The 18,525-nt window shown below is 36.7% G+C and carries 18 protein-coding genes and 1 pseudogene; 16 read left to right on the top strand and 3 right to left on the bottom strand.

Annotated elements, in window-relative coordinates:
• Nucleotides 1-22: 22 nt before the first annotated feature.
• The 14 genes from fliD to P20495_RS11145 all read left to right on the top strand — a co-directional run bounded on the left by fliD (nucleotide 23) and on the right by P20495_RS11145 (nucleotide 13,309).
• Nucleotides 23-1,429: a flagellar filament capping protein FliD gene (fliD, locus tag P20495_RS11210; RefSeq protein ID WP_008135948.1), complete on the top strand. Its 1,407-nt coding sequence runs from the start codon at nucleotides 23-25 to the stop codon at nucleotides 1,427-1,429.
• Between the two features lie 44 nt (nucleotides 1,430-1,473).
• On the top strand, nucleotides 1,474-1,902 hold the full coding sequence (fliS, locus tag P20495_RS11205) for a flagellar export chaperone FliS (protein ID WP_008135950.1): 429 nt from the start codon (nucleotides 1,474-1,476) through the stop codon (nucleotides 1,900-1,902).
• Nucleotides 1,892-2,167, top strand: a complete 276-nt coding sequence (locus P20495_RS11200) for a hypothetical protein (protein WP_008135952.1) — start codon at nucleotides 1,892-1,894, stop codon at nucleotides 2,165-2,167. Before fliS ends, P20495_RS11200 begins: the two co-directional genes overlap by 11 nt.
• The gene (locus tag P20495_RS11195) at nucleotides 2,085-4,280 is read left to right on the top strand and encodes a 6-hydroxymethylpterin diphosphokinase MptE-like protein (protein WP_242401475.1); all 2,196 of its coding nucleotides are present in this window, start codon (nucleotides 2,085-2,087) and stop codon (nucleotides 4,278-4,280) included. Before P20495_RS11200 ends, P20495_RS11195 begins: the two co-directional genes overlap by 83 nt.
• A 5-nt stretch (nucleotides 4,281-4,285) precedes the next feature.
• Entirely contained in the window at nucleotides 4,286-4,765 is a 480-nt protein-coding gene (locus tag P20495_RS11190; protein ID WP_008135957.1) for a GNAT family N-acetyltransferase, read from the top strand.
• Nucleotides 4,766-4,884: 119 nt separating this feature from the next.
• Nucleotides 4,885-6,210, top strand: a complete 1,326-nt coding sequence (locus P20495_RS11185; protein ID WP_008135958.1) for an aminotransferase class III-fold pyridoxal phosphate-dependent enzyme — start codon at nucleotides 4,885-4,887, stop codon at nucleotides 6,208-6,210.
• Nucleotides 6,210-6,962 carry a cytidylyltransferase domain-containing protein gene (locus P20495_RS11180; protein ID WP_008135961.1) on the top strand — a complete coding sequence of 251 codons (753 nt, stop codon included), beginning with the start codon at nucleotides 6,210-6,212 and terminating at the stop codon, nucleotides 6,960-6,962. The genes P20495_RS11185 and P20495_RS11180 overlap by 1 nt, the downstream gene beginning before the upstream one ends.
• Before the next feature lie 17 nt (nucleotides 6,963-6,979).
• Nucleotides 6,980-8,035: a pseudaminic acid synthase gene (gene pseI, locus P20495_RS11175; protein WP_008135962.1), complete on the top strand. Its 1,056-nt coding sequence runs from the start codon at nucleotides 6,980-6,982 to the stop codon at nucleotides 8,033-8,035.
• A gap of 2 nt (nucleotides 8,036-8,037) precedes the next feature.
• Nucleotides 8,038-9,408 (top strand): NAD(P)-binding protein, encoded by a 1,371-nt coding sequence (locus tag P20495_RS11170; RefSeq protein WP_008135965.1) that lies wholly within the window; start codon nucleotides 8,038-8,040, stop codon nucleotides 9,406-9,408.
• Nucleotides 9,401-10,363 (top strand): hypothetical protein, encoded by a 963-nt coding sequence (locus P20495_RS11165; RefSeq protein ID WP_008135967.1) that lies wholly within the window; start codon nucleotides 9,401-9,403, stop codon nucleotides 10,361-10,363. The genes P20495_RS11170 and P20495_RS11165 overlap by 8 nt, the downstream gene beginning before the upstream one ends.
• Nucleotides 10,356-11,024 carry a class I SAM-dependent methyltransferase gene (locus P20495_RS11160; RefSeq protein ID WP_008135968.1) on the top strand — a complete coding sequence of 223 codons (669 nt, stop codon included), beginning with the start codon at nucleotides 10,356-10,358 and terminating at the stop codon, nucleotides 11,022-11,024. The genes P20495_RS11165 and P20495_RS11160 overlap by 8 nt, the downstream gene beginning before the upstream one ends.
• Nucleotides 11,015-11,950 (top strand): DegT/DnrJ/EryC1/StrS family aminotransferase, encoded by a 936-nt coding sequence (locus tag P20495_RS11155; RefSeq protein WP_008135970.1) that lies wholly within the window; start codon nucleotides 11,015-11,017, stop codon nucleotides 11,948-11,950. Before P20495_RS11160 ends, P20495_RS11155 begins: the two co-directional genes overlap by 10 nt.
• Nucleotides 11,931-12,575, top strand: a complete 645-nt coding sequence (locus P20495_RS11150) for a class I SAM-dependent methyltransferase (RefSeq protein WP_138950654.1) — start codon at nucleotides 11,931-11,933, stop codon at nucleotides 12,573-12,575. Before P20495_RS11155 ends, P20495_RS11150 begins: the two co-directional genes overlap by 20 nt.
• Nucleotides 12,566-13,309, top strand: a complete 744-nt coding sequence (locus tag P20495_RS11145) for a WbqC family protein (protein WP_008135973.1) — start codon at nucleotides 12,566-12,568, stop codon at nucleotides 13,307-13,309. The genes P20495_RS11150 and P20495_RS11145 overlap by 10 nt, the downstream gene beginning before the upstream one ends.
• Here P20495_RS11145 and P20495_RS11140 read toward each other — a convergent pair.
• Genes P20495_RS11140 through pseB form a run of 3 tightly spaced genes read right to left on the bottom strand, consistent with a single transcriptional unit; the run spans nucleotide 13,301 to nucleotide 16,323 of the window.
• Nucleotides 13,301-14,158 (bottom strand): aldo/keto reductase, encoded by an 858-nt coding sequence (locus tag P20495_RS11140; protein WP_008135975.1) that lies wholly within the window; start codon nucleotides 14,156-14,158, stop codon nucleotides 13,301-13,303. The two genes, P20495_RS11145 and P20495_RS11140, sit on opposite strands and share 9 nt — an antisense overlap.
• Entirely contained in the window at nucleotides 14,155-15,306 is a 1,152-nt protein-coding gene (gene pseC / locus P20495_RS11135; RefSeq protein WP_008135977.1) for a UDP-4-amino-4,6-dideoxy-N-acetyl-beta-L-altrosamine transaminase, read from the bottom strand. Before pseC ends, P20495_RS11140 begins: the two co-directional genes overlap by 4 nt.
• 15 nt (nucleotides 15,307-15,321) lie before the next feature.
• On the bottom strand, nucleotides 15,322-16,323 hold the full coding sequence (gene pseB / locus P20495_RS11130; protein WP_008135978.1) for a UDP-N-acetylglucosamine 4,6-dehydratase (inverting): 1,002 nt from the start codon (nucleotides 16,321-16,323) through the stop codon (nucleotides 15,322-15,324).
• 186 nt (nucleotides 16,324-16,509) lie between these two features.
• Between pseB and P20495_RS20490 the strand changes: the two are divergent.
• Together P20495_RS20490 and P20495_RS20495 are read left to right on the top strand one after the other, a co-directional pair.
• Nucleotides 16,510-17,309: pseudogene (locus tag P20495_RS20490) on the top strand (flagellin).
• 161 nt (nucleotides 17,310-17,470) lie between these two features.
• Nucleotides 17,471-18,525 (top strand): sigma-54-dependent Fis family transcriptional regulator (locus P20495_RS20495; RefSeq protein WP_033015638.1); only part of this gene is annotated, 1,055 nt, incomplete at its 3' end.

Here is an 18,525-nt window from a genome sequence, read left to right on the forward strand (position 1 = left end):
TTCAGCTATTTAGGATTATATTATGCCTCTTATTACATCTGCGGGTATTGGCTCAGGCCTTGATTTAGAAAGTATTATTTCAGCTTCGGTGGATGCTGAAAATGTGCCTAAGATGAATGCCTTTGCTGCAAAGGATGAGGCGCTTCAAGTTGAGTTATCAGCTATCGGTGAAGTTAAATCTGCATTGTCTCAGTTACAAGACACTATAGAAAAACTAGCAGATCCTGACAATTTTAATAAGCGAGTTGCTAATATAACTCAACCAACCAGTGATGATGGAGATTTAATTTCTGTCACACCTACTTCAAACATTACGCCTGGTGATTTTAAAATTGAAGTTATTGAGATTGCTCAAGGCAGCCGTGCATTATCTGAAGATGGATTATTTGCGTCTAATGAAGAAGTAGTTAGTGCTTCTGGCGGGACATTGTCTTTTTCGGCAGGGCCTGATAAAGCCTTTGATTTAACGCTAGACGCGGGCGCGACGCTTTCTGACTTACGTGATGCGATTAATGACTCAGATAATAATTTTGGCGTTACTGCGAATATAATTAACACCGGTACAGAAGCAAAGCTTGTCCTAACTTCAACAGTAACGGGTACAGGAAACGATCTTGTTATTACTAATGATAACGCTGAACTTGATAATGTTTCAACTATAGGTAACGCAGGCGGTGCAGGTGGTATTGGCATTGCAGCAGAGAATACCGCAAAGGATGCGGTAATAAAAGTTGACGGTATCACTATAACGAATGACACAAATACCTTTAAAGATGCTGTGCAAGATATGACTATTACAGCTAAGCGTGCAAGCGTTGGTGGTGAAGTAGCTAAGCTATCTGTTGATTTTGATAGAGATAGCGCAACGACGCTAGTTGATGAGCTTATTACTAATTATAACAATGTTATTGGCCAATTAGGGTTTCAGTCGCGCGTAGGTAAACCACTAAATAGCGATTCTACTATTCGATCTTTGAGTTCACAACTCGTTAATGCTTTGTCTACTAATTTGACCGATGCAGGCCCATTTGAGAGTATTTTTGATATAGGCATTGGCGTTGACAAAGAGGGTTATTTAGAAAAGTCATCTTTAGTTCGCAGTTTGAATGATGCATTAGATAATAATTTTGATGATATTGGCAAGGCTTTTGCAGGTGAGAACGGTATAGCCACAAAGTTTGAAACGTTGCTTAATAACTACATAGATTCAGACGGCATCATGAAGCAGCGTGAAGATAGTTTGAACGGGCAAATATCGGAATTAGAAGATGATGTTGAGAATCATCAGTATAGGATGGAGTCTTTGGAGGCAAGGCTACGTGAACAGTATGCTGGCTTAGATGTGTTACTTGCTCAAATGCAATCAACTCAAACCTACTTAAGTGCTCAATTGGCGAGCCTTCCAGGATTTACTCGTTCAGATAACTAAACATTTTAAGAATTGAATAAGCATTCATATAAAATAGGTGAATTATGTATAACGCTAAAGTAAAAAACTATCAAAAAGAAGCCCTAAAAACGAGAGTCGCAGGTGCAGATAGATATGAAATTATTCAAATGTTGATGTCTGGTGCGATAGAAAAGATGGTTTTAGCAAAAGTTGCCATTGAAAAAAAACATTTAGAAGCTAAGAGCGAGCATATTTCAAGGGCGTCGGCAATTATTAGTGCTTTACGCGGCTGTCTTGATTTTGACGCAGGTGGTGATGTCTCTGATAACTTATATTCTTTGTATAGCTACATGGTTGATCGCCTCTTAGATGCAAGCATAAAAAACGATCCTGAGATTGTGACGGAGGTTTCTAACTTATTAAAAGAGATAAAATCAGCATGGGATGAAATTCCATATGACGTAAGAGAAAAAACGTTGTCTGAGAATGGTATTGACGCACATGCAGGATAGGTTTGAATCATTAATCAAACAGTTAGAGATTGCGATTGATAATGAAAATTTAGAACTTGCAACAAAATTAGATAAACAGTTATTAGAAAACATGAATAGCATGGATAAAGCTCTTTTAAATGAAAATATAGTTTATTTGCAGTCTCTTGTTGAAAGACATCGTTTTATAGTCAATAAAGTCGATGTCAGTAAAAAACAGGTTCATAAAAATATTACCCAGTTTAATAAAAATCAAAAAAACCTTAAGAAATATACACATGTCTAAAAATGATCTGCACAAAGCTCAAAAGTCTATAAACGAGATTGAAGAAACCCTGAATTCGATTTCTAAAAAACAGCAAAATGAAGATGCTTTTGTAGAAAAAGCGAATGTTATTTTTGAAAATAATATTCATGCATTTAGAAAATACTTTCCTGAGATAGCTGATAAGTTTATTTCACATGAACCAGATAATAAATTCAATTTGTTCCTGAACCCAAATGGTACAGCTAACTTTGTTGATTATGATACAGGGGTACCAATATATAGCGATGACCCCCATACTCAGTCTAAAGAGCAGATTAAAAGTATGCTTAAAAACCCTATTTTAGGGAAAGTCGATCATACCCAGTTAGAATTTATAAAAAACGAGACAAACTTTATCCATATCGATTTGATGGCAGGTATTGGTTCTATTTATAATGAGGCCCAGCGAGGTCTAGAAAAAGCAAGTAGTCTTGCAGAATATGTCCCTAGTGCTATTATTTTTGGGGTTGGTCTGGGGTATTATTTAGATAATTTTTTTGATAATTTCAATGCAGCTTACATTAGTGTATTTGAGCCTAATGAAGATTACTTTTTTGCTAGTTTATTTACTTTTGACTGGGTTGATTTTCTTAGTAAAGTTGATGAAGCAGGTAGTTATTTATATTTTTCAATTGGCGTTCCAGAACAAGAGATGTACGAGGCTCTTTACAGTAGAGCAAATGATATTGGCGCATTCAGTGTTGCTAGTGCATTGTTCTTTCAACACTATCCTTCTGAAGCAGTAAATAAACTAATTGCTGAATTTAAAGATAACTTCCATCAGTTTTTCATGGGCTGGGGTTTTTTTGATGATGCATTGCTCAGTATCGCTCACACGTTAAACAACTCTCAAAAGAGTATTAATCTTCTAAAACCCTCGCAAAAAATTGTAGAAAAATATAACCATTATCCTATTTTTATTGTCGCAAATGGACCTTCTTTGGATAATGATATTGAAAATATTAAAAAATTTAAAGAAAAGGTTATAATTGTTGCGTGTAATTCGGCGACTACAGCATTGTTAAAGCAAGGCATAACCCCTGACTTCCATGTTGCACTTGAAAGAACAAAAGCAACAGAGGACTTTTTAACAGCTTTTATACCCGAACAAACACGACAGAAAATAAATTTACTTGTTTTGAATGTTATGTACCCTAAGGTCTTAGATTTATTTGGTTGGTGCGGTGTTGCGCTTAAAGGTAATGAAGCTGGTACATCGCTATTTCATATTTCAGAATTTTTGAAAAACAATCGTATCACAACAACAATAGGGTACAGCAACCCGCTAGTTGGTAATACAGCGCTTAGCTTTTTTGGCAGTATGGAGTTTAAAAACATTTACTTATTTGGTACAGATAATGGCTACAAAGATCCGAATCACCATCATTCAAAAGGTAGTTATTATTATTCTGGTGAAGGCGAAACTATTCATGCGCCATTAAAAATGGGTGGAGAGCTGGTAGTGCCAGGCAACTTTGGTGGAAATATCATTACTGACCACTTTATGCATACAGGTAAAGTGCAAATGGAGCGTTTTTTAGAGTCTAAGTCTGATATTGGAATGAACTGTTTTAACTGCAGTGATGGTAGTGCGATTAAGGGCAGCATGCCTTTGAAATCGGATGATATTTTGTTGGAAGAGTTTAGCTTTTCTAAAAACGAAGTTATTGGGCATATAAAACAGCAGGCATTTTCTGGTTTAGATGAAAATGTCTGTTTAACAGATTATTTGGATTTTGACGAATTTGAGCAACTTTGTAATACAATGGCTGATATTCTTAATAAACCGACTTCAAATAGAAAAGAGGCTTTGAAGCAGTTACTCGAGAGCTTAAGGTATTTGTTTTCATTTAAAAATCATCCTCGATACACACATTTGTTCTTACTACTTGAAGGTGAATCACTTTATGTTACATCTGTGCTTATTTCGTTACTTTATAACTTCGGTGATGAAACAAGTATTATCCCTTACTACGAAAAAGCTAAAAAACTTTGGATCGATTTTATTGCTGATGCACCACAGCAATATAGACAACGCTGGAATGAGCTAAGCGATTACAGCTTCGATTATTCAAAGCCATCTGTAAGTTAATTTCTATGATTATTAAGAGTGAAAGGTTTACACTTAGGCTCTTAACCGAGCAGTGCGCTTCGCGCCGTTATCTCAGTTGGTTTAAAGACAGTAAAACTAAAGAGTTTATTAGTTATACATCGTCTTCTTTAAGTGAATTAAAAGACTATATAGCAACCAAAAATGCCGACTCAACATGTCTTTTGTTGGGTATTTTTGCTGGTGATGAGCATATAGGTAATATAAAGTACGAGCCTATCGATTTAGTTAATAAAACTGCAACCATGGGCATCTTGTTGGGAGAAATTCAGTGGCGTGGGAAAGGCGTAGCTGCCGAGGTCATTTCTGCTAGCGCTGAGTTTTTAGTTAAAAGCCAAGGCATTGAATCTATTTTGCTTGGAGTAGATAAAGGTAATTTCCCAGCACTTACTGCATATAAAAAACTGGGTTTTGAAATTAGTCAGCAAACTGATAAAGGTTTGCTTATGAAAAAGTCACTTCTATAAAAAACATCTATTCTTCCTAAGTCTTTTTTTAAAATTGCCGATAAGTTACTAGGGCGTAAACAAAATTTCATTATAATGGCTAATAAATAATTTAAACTTATTATTCCTAAGGATACTACATGTCATTAAAAAGCAATTCGGGTGCTGAGCTTTGGCAAAAAGCAAAAAAAATTATTCCTGGCGGAAACCAACTACTTTCTAAGCGTGCCGAAATGTTTTTACCCGATCAATGGCCTGCATATTATAAAAAGTCTAAAGGCTGTGAAGTTTGGGATTTAGATAATAATCATTACTATGACTTCTCTATTATGGGGATTGGTACGAGTTCTTTAGGTTATGCTAATGATGAAATTAACGATGCAGTGATAAGTTCGATTTCTAACGGAAGTATGAGTAGTTTGAATTGCCATGAAGAAGTTGAATTAGCAGAAAAACTTATTGAAATACACCCTTGGGCGGGAGCGGTTCGCTTTACACGTACTGGTGGCGAATCGTGTGCGTTAGCAGTGCGAATTGCCCGTGCTTATAGTAAAAAAGATGTTGTTGCCTTTTGCGGCTACCATGGTTGGCATGATTGGTACTTAGCAACAAATATAACTGACGCTGAAAATTTAGATGAGCAATTATTACCTGGTTTAAGGCCTGCTGGTGTACCTAAGCAATTACAAAATACTGTGCTGCCATTTAAGGAAGGTGATATTGATGGCTTTAAGGCAATCATAGATGTTCACGGTGATAACCTTGGCGTTGTTATGATGGAAGTTTTTCGCCATGGATTGCCGGATGTTGCTTTTCTTCAAGCTGTGAAAGATTTAGCTGTTGAACATAACATTGTTGTAATTTTTGATGAAATATCATCAGGGTTTAGACTTAACACAGGGGCGTCTCATCTTTTAACATCGATAGAGCCAGATATTTGTGTGTTAGGAAAGGCACTGGGTAACGGCCATCCAATAGGGGCTATAATAGGTCGCTCTGAAGTGATGGATGCAGCGCAGCAATCCTTCATTAGTAGTTCTTATTGGACCGAACGAGTTGGCTTTACAGCTGCGTTAAAAACATTAGAAATATTTCAACGAGATAATATTCCCAAACGCTTAAATGAAACTGGCGCAAGACTAAAATCTCGTATTGAAGAAGTGGTCACTCAAACAGGCTTTAACCTAAAAATTATAGGTATTGATAGTGTCCCTATATTTATATTTCCAGGTGAGCATGCATTGGCATTAAAAACACTATTTACTCAAGAAATGCTTAAAAGAGGGTTTTTAGCGAGTAATGTTATTTACCTTTCGATCGCCCATACCGATGAGCTTTGCGATAAATATATTGATGCAATGAGAGATGTTTTTTATTTTCTTCAGCAGTCGCTAGACAGCAATGCAGATATAGAAAGCCTAATTAATGGCCCAGTATGCCACAGTGGCTTTCAAAGGTTAAATTAATGAAATCAGTTGCCGCCTTTATTCAAGCAAGAATGGCATCGTCTAGATTACCAGGCAAGGTGTTAAAAGAAGTAAATGGGATCCCCGTTATTTTGCACATTGTTATGCGTTTAAAACAATCAAGGTACATTGATAATATTGTTCTTCTTACTTCTTTTAACGAAGAAAATGATGAGTTGGTTGAGTTAGCCAAACGCCATAATATCAACGTGTTTAGAGGTTCAGAGGAAAATGTTTTAGCGCGTTTTCAGCAAGCTAGTCAGGCGTATCCCTCAGACCATATTGTGAGAATAACAGGCGATTCACCTTTTGTGGATGCTGGCGTTTGTGATTTATTATTGCGGACATATTTTGAAAAACAGGTTGATTATGCTTTTTTGAGTGAACAATTTGCCGAAGGCGTTGATTGTGAAGTTTTTAAAACGAGCGCGTTATCACCATTAAACACGGCTGAACTCAGAGAGTCTGAACGTGAACACGTGACGTTACATTTTTACGAAAATAAACTAAACCAATTCTCTACCTATGAAATGCAAAACACAACAGATGACAGCAGCTATCGGTTTACATTAGATACACCTGAAGATTGGCAAGTTATCATAGAATTAGCACGTTTTACCAACGATACTGTTAACATTAACTATCAAAATATAAAAAATATACTTGATGCTCATCCTCACATTAAACAGATTAATAGCCAAGTTATTCGTAACGAAGGGTTAGCTATTTCATTACAAAATGAACAACATTAATTAGCTTTGGACTTATTATGAAAATTAACAATAAAACAATCGATGAAAATAGTCCGTGTTACATCATAGCTGAAATGTCTGCTAATCATGGTGGAGACATTAATAAAGCTAAAAAATTAATCGCTGAAGCTAAGTTGGCCGGGGCAGATGCTGTAAAGCTACAAACTTACACGGCAGATACAATTACACTAAATTGTTCAAAGCCAGATTTTTGTTTGCCTAGCGACAACCCTTGGCAAGAACATGTGTCTTTGCACTCACTTTATCAAAAAGCGTTTACACCTTGGGAATGGCATCAGGCGCTGTTCGAAGAGGCCAAACGTTGCGAAATTGATATATTCTCTTCCCCATTTGATGAATCTTCCGTTGATTTACTCGAATCATTAAATACACCGGTATATAAAATAGCCTCGCCGGAAATAACAGATATTCCCCTTTTGAAATATGTTGCGGCAACAGGCAAACCTGTGATTCTTTCTACAGGGATTGCGGAGTTAGCTGACATTGAACTTGCGGTTACTACATTGCGCAATAATGGGTGTGACAGTATTGCAATTTTGAAGTGTACGACAGCCTATCCAACCCCATTAGAAGAATGCAACTTAGCAACAATTTCCGATATAGCTAAACGATTTAATTGTATTTCTGGTTTGTCTGATCATACACAAGGGATTATTTCACCGATAGTAAGTGTTACATTGGGTGCAAAAATAATTGAAAAACATTTTATTATTGATAAATCTGACGACTCAGTAGATGCCTTTTTCTCATTAGATAAATACGAATTTTCATCACTCGTTAAGTCAGTAAGAGACGCAGAAAAAGCGATAGGTACTGTGAGCTATGACATAACAGATTCAGCGAAAAAAAATATGTTAGCTAGGCGCTCACTCTATTTTGCTAAAGATTTACCAAAGGGCCATGTTATTACAAAACACGATATTAAATCGGTTAGGCCAGGCTTTGGCTTACACACTAAGCATTTTGACGATGTTCTAGGGCTGCGTTTAACAAGCGATGTAGAGCTGGGTGATAGAGTTAGTTTTGCGTTAACAAATGAGTTAAGAGGCTAGCTATGAAAACATGTGCAGTGGTCGGTGGTGGAATTTGTGGTATAACGGCAAGTATTTTGTTGCGCAAGCATTACGATCGCGTTGTATTAATCGAGCAGTCTGAATCGTTAGGTGGCTTGTTGAACTCAGTCACTGACGATGCTGGTAATTTTTACGACCAAGGCACACATATTCCAGCTAGCACCGGTATTACTGAAATAGACGAGATACTATTCAACTACCCTCACTTTTCTAAAAATTGGCATACATTTAAACAACTCAAAACAGGGAATTACTTTGCAGGTAAGTGGGATTTAGAAACACAAACAATTGATGCAAGAAAATTAGATTCAGCACTTTATAAACAAGGTATTGGTGAGTTTATGTCACTCGTATCAGGGTCTGAGGCCGATAATATTGAGCAATATTTATGTGAAACTTTAGGTGTAGTGTTTTATCAGTACCTTGCAAAACCGGTTATTAATAAGCTTTATGGCAGTGATGTAGCATTTACTGATTTAGCTAAAAATACCAGCATTAATTATTTTGGTACTACAAGAATAAAAGCATTCAATGCATCTTTGTCACGAGTGTTAAAGCAACATCCAGAGTTTGACAAAAAGCTTGGCTATCATAGTGCTGCTGAATTTGAAGCATTACTAGCAGAGCAAGGTTCATACCTTCCTAATTATTACTACCCAAATAGCTCTAAAGGCGCGCAGACTTGGATTGATCAATTACAGGCAAAAGCTGAGTCTTTAGGGATTGAAATTCGCTGTAATAGTCAAGTGTTAGATATTGAATATCAAGATGATTTAGTTACTGCGTTTAGCCTTAATGATGGCTCACATATTAAGTGTGACTTGTTATTTTGGAGTGCGCCGCCCGTATTTGCACTAAAGGCCGCTAATTTACCGATCGCAAATTATAAACCGATATTTAGGACCGCAAATATCTTACATTTTACGTTTGATAAGCAGCCTTTAAATAAAGAATCGCATTACCTTTGGAACTGGGACCCATGTTCGGATATTTTCAGGGTTACACTGTATAACAATTTAAGGCAAAGCGATAAGTATCAAGTATCAGCAGAGGTATTAAGGTACAAAGCAGATCCTACATACACATTAGAGCAGGGTGTTATTGATCTAAAAAATATGGGAATCATAACGTCTAATACCAAAATGAAAAGTGGATGTGTACAAATAATTGATAATACTTTTCCTGTGCCTACACATGATTTTTGTACTACAACACAGATTAATTATGAAACATTAACAAATTCTTTTAAAAATATTATTGTGTCGGGTAGGTTTAGTGGTCGTTGCTGGTTGTTATCTGATGTGCTTGTTCTTGCTCATAAAGAATTAAAAGAGTATTGCACTGTTGGCTAATTTTATTTTCTATTGCAATGGAACTATAAAAACAGGCTTTGGGCATTTATCAAGGTGTTTAAATGTTGCAAGGGCGACTTTTGCATTACAGCCTTATAGTAATATTGTTTTTTTTGGCGACTTTGACCAATTTTCTACCCAGCGAATTAATCATTTGGGGTTCACCGTAGCAGGCAGTGACTTTATTTTTGAGCCAAATATGACGGTGCTTGCTGATAGCTATCATTTTACCTGTGAGCAATTATTTGAGTTAAAAAAAATAGGGTTGAAGCTATGCATCATCGACGATTTTGATCAATACAATTACAATTTTATAGATCTTATTGTGAATTTTAGATTTAACGCAGAGGCGTTTTTTCGCTCAACAACCAAACATAGATTAGGGCTGCGTTACTTTTCATTTGCCCAAGAGTTATTATCATTAAGGCGAAGTCGCTCACAGGAGCACTTTCAAAATAGTATTAATACTATTTTGGTTTTTATTGGCGGTAATGATCGATTTGATGTCGCTACGCATGTTGTAAATGCCTTAGATAAGCTAGTGGTAGGTAAGAAAATTATTTTATTAGATCAAAAAGCCCCTTCTATTAGTTTAAAAAATAATACTTACCAAGCATTAGAGTTTGTTGATGATATGTCTGCTGTTTACAAACAAGCCGATTTAATCATTAATGGTGGGGGATTAACAAAGTATGAAGCTGGTTTTTGCCTTATACCTAACTGTGCTATTTCACAAACGAGAGAACAACATACAGACACTTTAGAACTTGCCAGAGCACATTTAACCTTTGATTTGGGTCTTGCTGAAGATGCAACGATAGAAAGCTTAACATTAAACATTGAGGGGTTTTTACACACCGGTGTTCTAGCGCAAAGAGACGCAATGTTATCATCATATTATCTCGATTCGACCGAGCAATTCGCACAAGAAATTATAAAGGTATCAAATGAGTGAGTTTAATTCTAAACAAGTAGAGTGGGATGAAATTGCTCGTATAAACAGTGATTTTAAAGCACAGGTCGGGCGCCCCTTTGACGATACACTTTGGCAGGCGCTCATCGATGATGTTGAGCAAAAACTCATGTTTTCAGCGCAAGGTAATAGTATTTTAGATGTAGGGTGTGGCAACGGCTTACTATTATCAAAATTACACAAATGCTCGCAGTATGCAGGTGTTGACTACTCTCAAGCAATGATAGATGAAGCAAAAAAATTACTTCCTCAAGGCGTTTTTTATCAATCACAAGCGAGTGTTCTTCAGTTTGACAACAATGAGTTTGAAAGAGTACTCAGTTACAGTATTTTTCATTACTTCCCAAGCTATCAATATGCACTTGATGTGATTAAAGAAATGATACGGGTATGCAAGCCAGGTGGTGTAATTTTGATTGGCGATATACTCGATAAACACTTTGAGCATGATATAAAAAGTGCAAGTGATCTAGAATATGAAAAAACGATCCCGTTAATACATCGGTATTCTCAGTGGCGCTTTTTTTCTTTTGAGCAATTAAAAACCGATTTACAGCACTGTGTTAAGAAAGTAGAAATACTTATTCAACCAGAAGACTTTCCTTTATCTCGTTATCGCAAGGATTTGAGGTTATGGGTTTAACTCAATTACAGTGCCTTATTGCTACTGCATTTGACCGCCAGCATGCATTATTGACTAGTTCTGGCAGCTTTGCGCTTATAACTGCACTCAACGCCTCACCGGCTCCAAAGGGTAGCTCAGTAATAATGCCAGCAAGCTGTTGCCCGATTGTTTTGTTTGCTATTCAAATGGCAGGTTACAACGTTATTTTGGCTGATGTTTCGTTGTGCTCTTTGTCTATGGAGGTCACTAATATAGAGGCTGTTTTTAATGATTCTGTATCAGTAATAGTGGCCGTTCATGGTTACGGACACTATTGTAAAATTGATGAAATAGCAAAGTTTGCAAAACACAACAACATTACACTAATAGAAGATGCATGTTTGGCGTATGGCAGTAAATACAAAGGCAAACCGTTAGGTAGCTTTGGCGACTTCTCTATTTTAAGTTTTGGGTATGATAAACCTATTGATAATCAATATGGTGGAGCTATTTTAACTAATTCTGAGCGGTTATTTGAATGCGCTAAGGGGTTTTTAAACGAGAATAAAATGGCTCAATTTAGTGACGTAAAACAGTTAGAAATATTAAATGAGCGCTTTTTAAATTTAAATAAGCAAATGCAAGTGCGAAAAGAGAATGTAGATTACCTGCAAAATCACATCACTAATTCGCTTTTTGTAAAAGCAAGTTTTGATGCTGAAGTAACGTATTGGCGCTACCCTTTACTCATAAAAAATAGAACTCACTTTTTAGCTAAGGCAAAAGAGAATGGCATTATTTTTACTAAGCATTATAAATCGTTAGGTGAATTACAAACCAATGGACATTATCCAAATGCGTCATTGATTGATGATCAAATTATAAATTTATTTGTCCGTCCCGAAACACCTCAAGAGCAATTAACCAATATGGTAATGTTTATAAATGACTTCCAAGACAAGTAATACTTTAAAGTCGTATTATCAGTCTCTGTATAAAGAGTATGGTGACAGCCACAAATCAGTACAGCATGTATCAAAAGAATCACAAAATGTAAGATTTGCGATATTTCTGAATATGATTTCATCAAGTAGCCGAGTTATTGATTTAGGCTGTGGGCTGGGTGATATGCTTTTGTATCTAAGAAATAACGGTTTTACCGGTGAGTATTTAGGTTATGACTTTGTGCCAGAGTTTATAGACGCCGCAAATGCCAAGTTTAGCTCTGATACAAAAGCTCAGTTCAAAGTGTTTGATATATATGAGGATGAGATAGCACAAGGCTATGACCATGTGCTTATTAGCGGTGTGTTCAATAATAAAATGACTGATAACATGGGCTTTCTAACACTTACCCTACAAAAAAGTATTCAGCAGTGTAAGCAGTCGGTTATTTTTAATGCGTTATCGACATTTGTAGAATTTAAAAATGAGGCTCTTTTTTATGTCTCCCCCCTAGAATTATTTGAATTATGCAAAACAACAATGACACCTTTTGTTTCCCTAAAGCATGACTACGTTACTAAGCCAGGTGGTTACCCTTATGAATTTACAATGCAATTAAGTAAAAGCGAAATAACATGTTACTGAGTATAATGCAGCCTACTTACTTACCTTGGTTAGGTTATTTTGGGTTAATTAATAGCGCCGATAGATTCGTATTTTTAGACAACGTAAAGCTTGAAAAAAGTGATTGGCATGTTAGAAATAAAATTAAATCGGGTAAGCAAGAACTTATGCTGACTTGTCCGGTAAGTACCCCTAAAGGAAGAATGACAGCAACAATTGAAAATACTCAATTTGTTAGTGAAAATCCTTGGCGAAGAAAGCACCTTAAAAGCATTGCTGAAAGCTACGCAAAAGCGCCGTTTTTTAGTTCGTTATTTCCCCTATTAGATTCCATTTATAAAGATGAGAGCATTACTTGCTTGGCTCAAATGAATATTAAAATCATTAGAGTATTGATGCTGTTCATGAATATAACCACACCAACATTTATAGCTTCTCAGCTTAAAGACGTGTCTGGTGTTAAAGATGCTCGGCTAGTATCTATTTGTAATGAGCTAGAATGTAATACTTATTTATCACCAGTAGGCGCGCAGGCTTACATTGAACAAGAGACCCCAGGCGGGGCATTAGTTAAAAATGGCATTGATGTTTTTTATCAAAACTTTATCCACCCTAAATACCCACAAGTTAAGGGGGAGTTTATCTCTCATTTGAGTGTGATTGACTGCTTATTTAACGTTGGGCCTGTTGAAACAGTTAAATTAATTAATACATGCACGAGAGCACATACTCACTATCAATCTCTATCAGTTTGATTGCCAAAGTACTGGATTAATAAAGCGCTCATCAGGTAGGTTAAACTCAGATAAATCAATATTGGATAAGCTTGAAGTTAAGCAGCTTAAAATTTCATTAAGCTGTTGTTCGTTGTTGACACCTACAACCACTTTGTCTACTTCATTAATATTAACCACGTAATTTAATGCTAGCGATAACTTTGAGACATTTAAGTGATTACTCAGCGTGGTAAGCTTTTCTAATAAAGGAGCAATAGGTTTAAAATAATCTGGGAAAGTGCCACTTTGCATTAGCAATAATCCCTGAAGAAAGGCTGAACGAGTATGAATCTCTATACCTGCAGCTTTTAGTTGTTTTAATGAATTTGATTGAACGAAGCGTTGATCAAGAATATTAAGTGGTAACTGAATTAGATCTGCAAATGCTAATACATCATTATTGATCTGCTCGGGGGAATATAAAGATACTCCCACTTTTTTTACTTTATTATCTGCTTTAATTTGCTTTAAGCAGTCAAGTGCAATAGGGAATTGACTAAAATCTTCAAAGCGATGAAGTAGTAATCCATATAAAGCGTCACAATTTAAGTCGCGAAGAGACTGTTTAACAGTTTCTGTTATAAAATCATTAACATTGCTTAAATTAGATATAGGAGGAATTTTACTAACTATATTGAATGAACTTAGTGGGCACTGGCCTAATTCTTTTTCAGCATTACCATAGGCTGATGCAGTATCAATGGTCGTTATATTTTCGCTTTTGGCAAGGTTAAGTATTTTTTTTATTTCTTTCTGATGTGTTTTGCCTAGTGTGTTGCTTATTCCGTAGTCAACACCAAATTGAACAGTACCTAGTGCTAGCTTCACAGTAATTTACCAATCTCATCAATAATATAGCTTTGCTCTTGCTCTGTAAGTTGAGGATGTAAAGGGATAGTGAATGCTGTTTTATAATATTTCATTGCGTTGGGGAAGTCGCTGTCTTTAAAGCCCATTTTTTTATAAAAAGGTTGAGTGTGTATTGGAATATAGTGAAGGTGACTAATAATCCCTTTATTTCTCAATTGCTCAATAATATGCCTATGAAGGTAGCTATGTTCGTCAGCAAGTTTAACTACGTATAAATGGTAACTTGAATAGCATTTTGTGAGTTGTGTTAAATGCGAAAGAGGCATAGTTTCAAACGCATTAGAATATGAAATAGCGAGTGCGTTTCTGGTAGTCACAAATTCATCAAGTTTATCAAGTTGGCTGAGGCCAAGTGCAGCTTGTAGCTCTGTCATTCGGTAATTAAAGCCAAGCTCTACTTGCTGGTAATACCAAGGACCATGGCTTTGCTCAGTCATTTCATTTGGATCATTAGTGATCCCATGACTTCTTAAGCGTTGTAATTTTTTTGCAAGCTGTTGATTATTAGTAACCGCCATACCGCCTTCGGCAGAGGTAATTATTTTTACCGGGTGAAAACTAAATACAGTGATATCTGAAAATTCACAGCAACCGACTTTATTGCCATTATATTGTGCGCCAATAGCATGCGATGCATCTTCAATGATTTTAAAACCATACTGCTTTGATAAATCGTAAATAGCTTCCATATCACACGATTGACCTGCCAAGTGAACAGGGATAACGACTTTAGGTAAGCAATTATTTTGTTTTGCGCTAATAAGCTTATCAGCAAGGGCAGACACTGACATATTGCCAGTTGCCAAGTCAATATCTACAAAGTCCACTGCAGCACCACAGTAAAGCGCACAATTGGCTGAGGCTACGAATGAAATTGGCGATGTCCAAACAGTATCGCCTTCGCTTACATTTAATGCTAAACATGCAATATGTAGAGCAGAAGTCGCGCTATTAACAGCAATACCGTATTGAGCATTACAGTATTTTGCAATAGCAGCCTCAAAAGCGGGTACTTTTGGCCCTTGAGTTAGCCAATCAGACTGTAAAACAGCCACAACGCTATCAATATCTGCTTGGCTTATTAGTTGTTTACCATATGGAATCATTTATTTTATTCAGCTTTAACTTAATGCCTGAGTGTTAAATTCTTTAATCTCATCAATCGTCATGTAATGCGAGTTATGAAGAGAGTTATATTCAAATCCTTGCTCTACCTTTTTGCCTTTTTCGCCAATTGCGTTAACGGTAAAGTCATTACTACGGCTACTAAATTTAATGCCAGGAGCAATAACAAAGTGGTCGTTGTACTCGTAGGTTTCAAAACATAAATCGGCAGGACACATAACCTCATGAAGTTTTTCACCAGGACGAATACCAATTATTTTTAGTGGTAAGTCAGGAGCCATCGCTTTTGCAAGGTCTGTAATACGGATTGAAGGGATTTTAGGAACGAATATTTCACCGCCTAACATACGTTCAAAATTGGTTAGTACAAAATCGACGCCTTGTTGAAGGTTTATCCAAAAACGAGTCATTTCATTGTGTGTTATTGGAATATGGTCGCGCCCTTCATCAATAAATTTTTGAAAAACTGGCACAACAGAACCTCGAGAACAAACCACATTACCATAGCGCACAACAGAAAAAGTAGTGCGGTTGCCACCTGCAATATTATTAGCGGCAACAAAAAGTTTGTCTGACGCCAATTTAGTGGCGCCATACAAGTTAATGGGGTTCGCGGCTTTATCAGTAGACAAAGCAATCACTTTTTCTACGTCGTTATCAAGGGCTGCATCAATCACGTTTTCAGCGCCGTTAATATTTGTTTTTATACATTCCATAGGGTTGTATTCAGCGGCCGGTACCTGCTTTAATGCCGCAGCGTGAATAACGAAATTCACCCCTCGCATGGCACGTATTAATCTGTCTTTATCTCTTACATCGCCAATAAAATAACGCATACAAGGCTGGTCGAACTCTTGTTGCATTTCAAATTGCTTTAGTTCATCGCGCGAAAAAATAATAATCTTTTTAGGATTATAACGCTCAAGTAGCGTTTTTACGTATTTTTTTCCGAATGAACCGGTACCACCGGTGATTAAAATTGTTTTGTTATCGAACATAGTGCTACCCAAATTATTTATTATTAGCGTTTTATGACACGCAAACGTGATCTTTTAATACACACCTCAATACTTTAACCACTAAGCAAGCAAAGTGCCAAGTTAATTTAGTCTAACCATGGTACAAAGCGCAAAATTTCGCAAATTAAGCTATAATTTTAATCAATAAGTTTGTCGGAGCCTATTATGAAGATTGAATCGCCCACAGCTAGTTTTTTAAACCAAGCACTGGAAGCGAGTAATAAGCGGTCTGAGCAACTTGCCTCTGGTAAAAAAGTAAATTCCGGGGCCGATAACGTTGCAACGTTGCAACATTGCAACATTGCAAATTATAGATAGATTGATCTCCCAACAAAATGGTTACGGGCAAGCAGTAAGCAATGCTCACGATGGGATTTCTTATTCGCAGGTTACTGAATTCTAATCTATTGGGGGTTAATGATGCGGTTTCACGTATACGTGAGTTGTCTATTCAAGCGGGTAATGGTGCATTTAATAATGACCGTGATGCTTTACAAGATGAAGTAGCACAATTACAAAGCCAGATAACAGACACGTTTGTGAATGCATCATTCGCCGGTAAAACTCTTTTTGATGGGCAATCTGTGTCATTTCAAATTGGACAAGATGTAAATGCAGTACATAGTTTCACAGCTATTGATCGTAGTATTGCAAGTGTTATTTCTGGCATCAATATTTCGACTCAAGATGGTGCGCGGGCAGCAATTGATATTAGCGATAAAGTGGGTGCTGAAATAAATAATCAACGTGTTGAACTGGGGGCATTTGAAAATACGCTATCAAATACAATTCGTGGTTTAGATGAGAAAAATGAAAATATTTCCGCTAGTAAAAACCGAATTCAAGATACTGACTACGCAAAGGCAATTTCTCAGCAGATATCTAACGATTTTCTAACGCAAGCGTCAATTGCGCTTCGTGGACAAGCTAACCAATCCGCTGAGGCTATTTTAGTATTACTTTAATTTTTGATACTTAATGATTAATTCTTAAGTATTGTTACTTTAACTAGCTGTCTGTTTTTTGGCGTTTATGTCAAAAAAATGCCGCTATCGCTTGCATCCATGGCGAACTGGCTTACAATTTAGGTAATTAAATAAATGAGTGAAAGTACGGCTCGCTAAATATGATCTTGATTTTAGATAATAATAACAATCGCGCAATAGGTTTAAATGCATCGCTTACTTTTATTGGTGAAGCAGTACAATTGTTAAATGAAACAAATTTTGAACAAGAGTGTGAAAAGTACCAACAAAAAGAATGCATGATCATTTTAGGTGCATTGCAGTCCCTTGATCACGAAGGTTTAATTAAGCGCTACCCAACCTTACCTTTTTTATTAATAGGCGAAACCCTTAAACCATTACTAAGCATTGCTAATGTGGTTGGCCTCATTTGCGAACCGTTTAGTCATGAAGTAACAACACAGTTGCTTCACGATTGTCAGCAATATCAGCGAATGTTACCAAATGGACATAAACATACCAAACCCCTTAAAACCTTTGACGGGCTAGTGGGTGAAACAGATGCAGTAAAAGATGTACGCTTTTTAATTGAGCAAGTGGCAAAAACGGACGCTAATGTTTTAATTTTAGGTGAGTCAGGAACCGGTAAAGAAGTTGTTGCTCGTAATGTACACTTGCTTTCTAAGCGTAACAATGGGCCATTTGTGCCTGTTAACTGTGGTGCTATTCCGGCGGAGTTATTAGAAAGTGAGCTATTTGGCCATGAAAAAGGGGCATTTACAGGAGCAATATCCGCTCGTAAAGGACGCTTTGAACTTGCACAAGGTGGTACGCTGTTTTTAGATGAAATAGGTGATATGCCGTTGCAAATGCAGGTTAAGTTGCTGCGCGTATTACAAGAACGCAGTTACGAGCGAGTTGGCGGTACAAAGGCGATTCAAGCTGATGTACGTGTTATTGCTGCAACGCACCGAAATTTAGAAAATATGATTGAAGAAGGTAGTTTTCGTGAAGATTTGTACTATCGATTAAATGTATTTCCTATTGAAAACCCGTCATTAAGTGAGCGCGCAGATGATATTCCACTGCTTTTAAAAGAACTGATGCGCCGTGTTAACGATCAAACAGGTTCTACCGCTAAGTTTACTGAGCGCGCAGTGGAGAGCTTAAAAGAGCATGCTTGGCCTGGTAACATTCGTGAGCTAGCTAATTTAGT

Origin of the sequence: Pseudoalteromonas sp. BSi20495 (assembly GCF_000241185.1) — a bacterium.
In the GTDB taxonomy this organism is placed as follows: Bacteria; Pseudomonadota; Gammaproteobacteria; order Enterobacterales; family Alteromonadaceae; genus Pseudoalteromonas; species Pseudoalteromonas fuliginea.

What these genes read in the sequence shown, in the direction of transcription:
- P20495_RS11160 (WP_008135968.1), top strand. Translation starts at nt 10,356, where the DNA reads ATGAGTGAGTTTAATTCTAAACAAGTAGAGTGGGATGAAATTGCTCGT.
- P20495_RS11180 (WP_008135961.1), top strand. Translation starts at nt 6,210, where the DNA reads ATGAAATCAGTTGCCGCCTTTATTCAAGCAAGAATGGCATCGTCTAGA.
- pseC (WP_008135977.1), bottom strand. Translation starts at nt 15,306, where the DNA reads ATGATTCCATATGGTAAACAACTAATAAGCCAAGCAGATATTGATAGC.
- P20495_RS11170 (WP_008135965.1), top strand. Translation starts at nt 8,038, where the DNA reads ATGAAAACATGTGCAGTGGTCGGTGGTGGAATTTGTGGTATAACGGCA.
- P20495_RS11200 (WP_008135952.1), top strand. Translation starts at nt 1,892, where the DNA reads ATGCAGGATAGGTTTGAATCATTAATCAAACAGTTAGAGATTGCGATT.
- P20495_RS11145 (WP_008135973.1), top strand. Translation starts at nt 12,566, where the DNA reads ATGTTACTGAGTATAATGCAGCCTACTTACTTACCTTGGTTAGGTTAT.
- P20495_RS11150 (WP_138950654.1), top strand. Translation starts at nt 11,931, where the DNA reads ATGACTTCCAAGACAAGTAATACTTTAAAGTCGTATTATCAGTCTCTG.
- pseB (WP_008135978.1), bottom strand. Translation starts at nt 16,323, where the DNA reads ATGTTCGATAACAAAACAATTTTAATCACCGGTGGTACCGGTTCATTC.
- fliS (WP_008135950.1), top strand. Translation starts at nt 1,474, where the DNA reads ATGTATAACGCTAAAGTAAAAAACTATCAAAAAGAAGCCCTAAAAACG.
- P20495_RS11195 (WP_242401475.1), top strand. Translation starts at nt 2,085, where the DNA reads ATGTCAGTAAAAAACAGGTTCATAAAAATATTACCCAGTTTAATAAAA.
- fliD (WP_008135948.1), top strand. Translation starts at nt 23, where the DNA reads ATGCCTCTTATTACATCTGCGGGTATTGGCTCAGGCCTTGATTTAGAA.
- pseI (WP_008135962.1), top strand. Translation starts at nt 6,980, where the DNA reads ATGAAAATTAACAATAAAACAATCGATGAAAATAGTCCGTGTTACATC.
- P20495_RS11190 (WP_008135957.1), top strand. Translation starts at nt 4,286, where the DNA reads ATGATTATTAAGAGTGAAAGGTTTACACTTAGGCTCTTAACCGAGCAG.
- P20495_RS11155 (WP_008135970.1), top strand. Translation starts at nt 11,015, where the DNA reads ATGGGTTTAACTCAATTACAGTGCCTTATTGCTACTGCATTTGACCGC.
- P20495_RS11185 (WP_008135958.1), top strand. Translation starts at nt 4,885, where the DNA reads ATGTCATTAAAAAGCAATTCGGGTGCTGAGCTTTGGCAAAAAGCAAAA.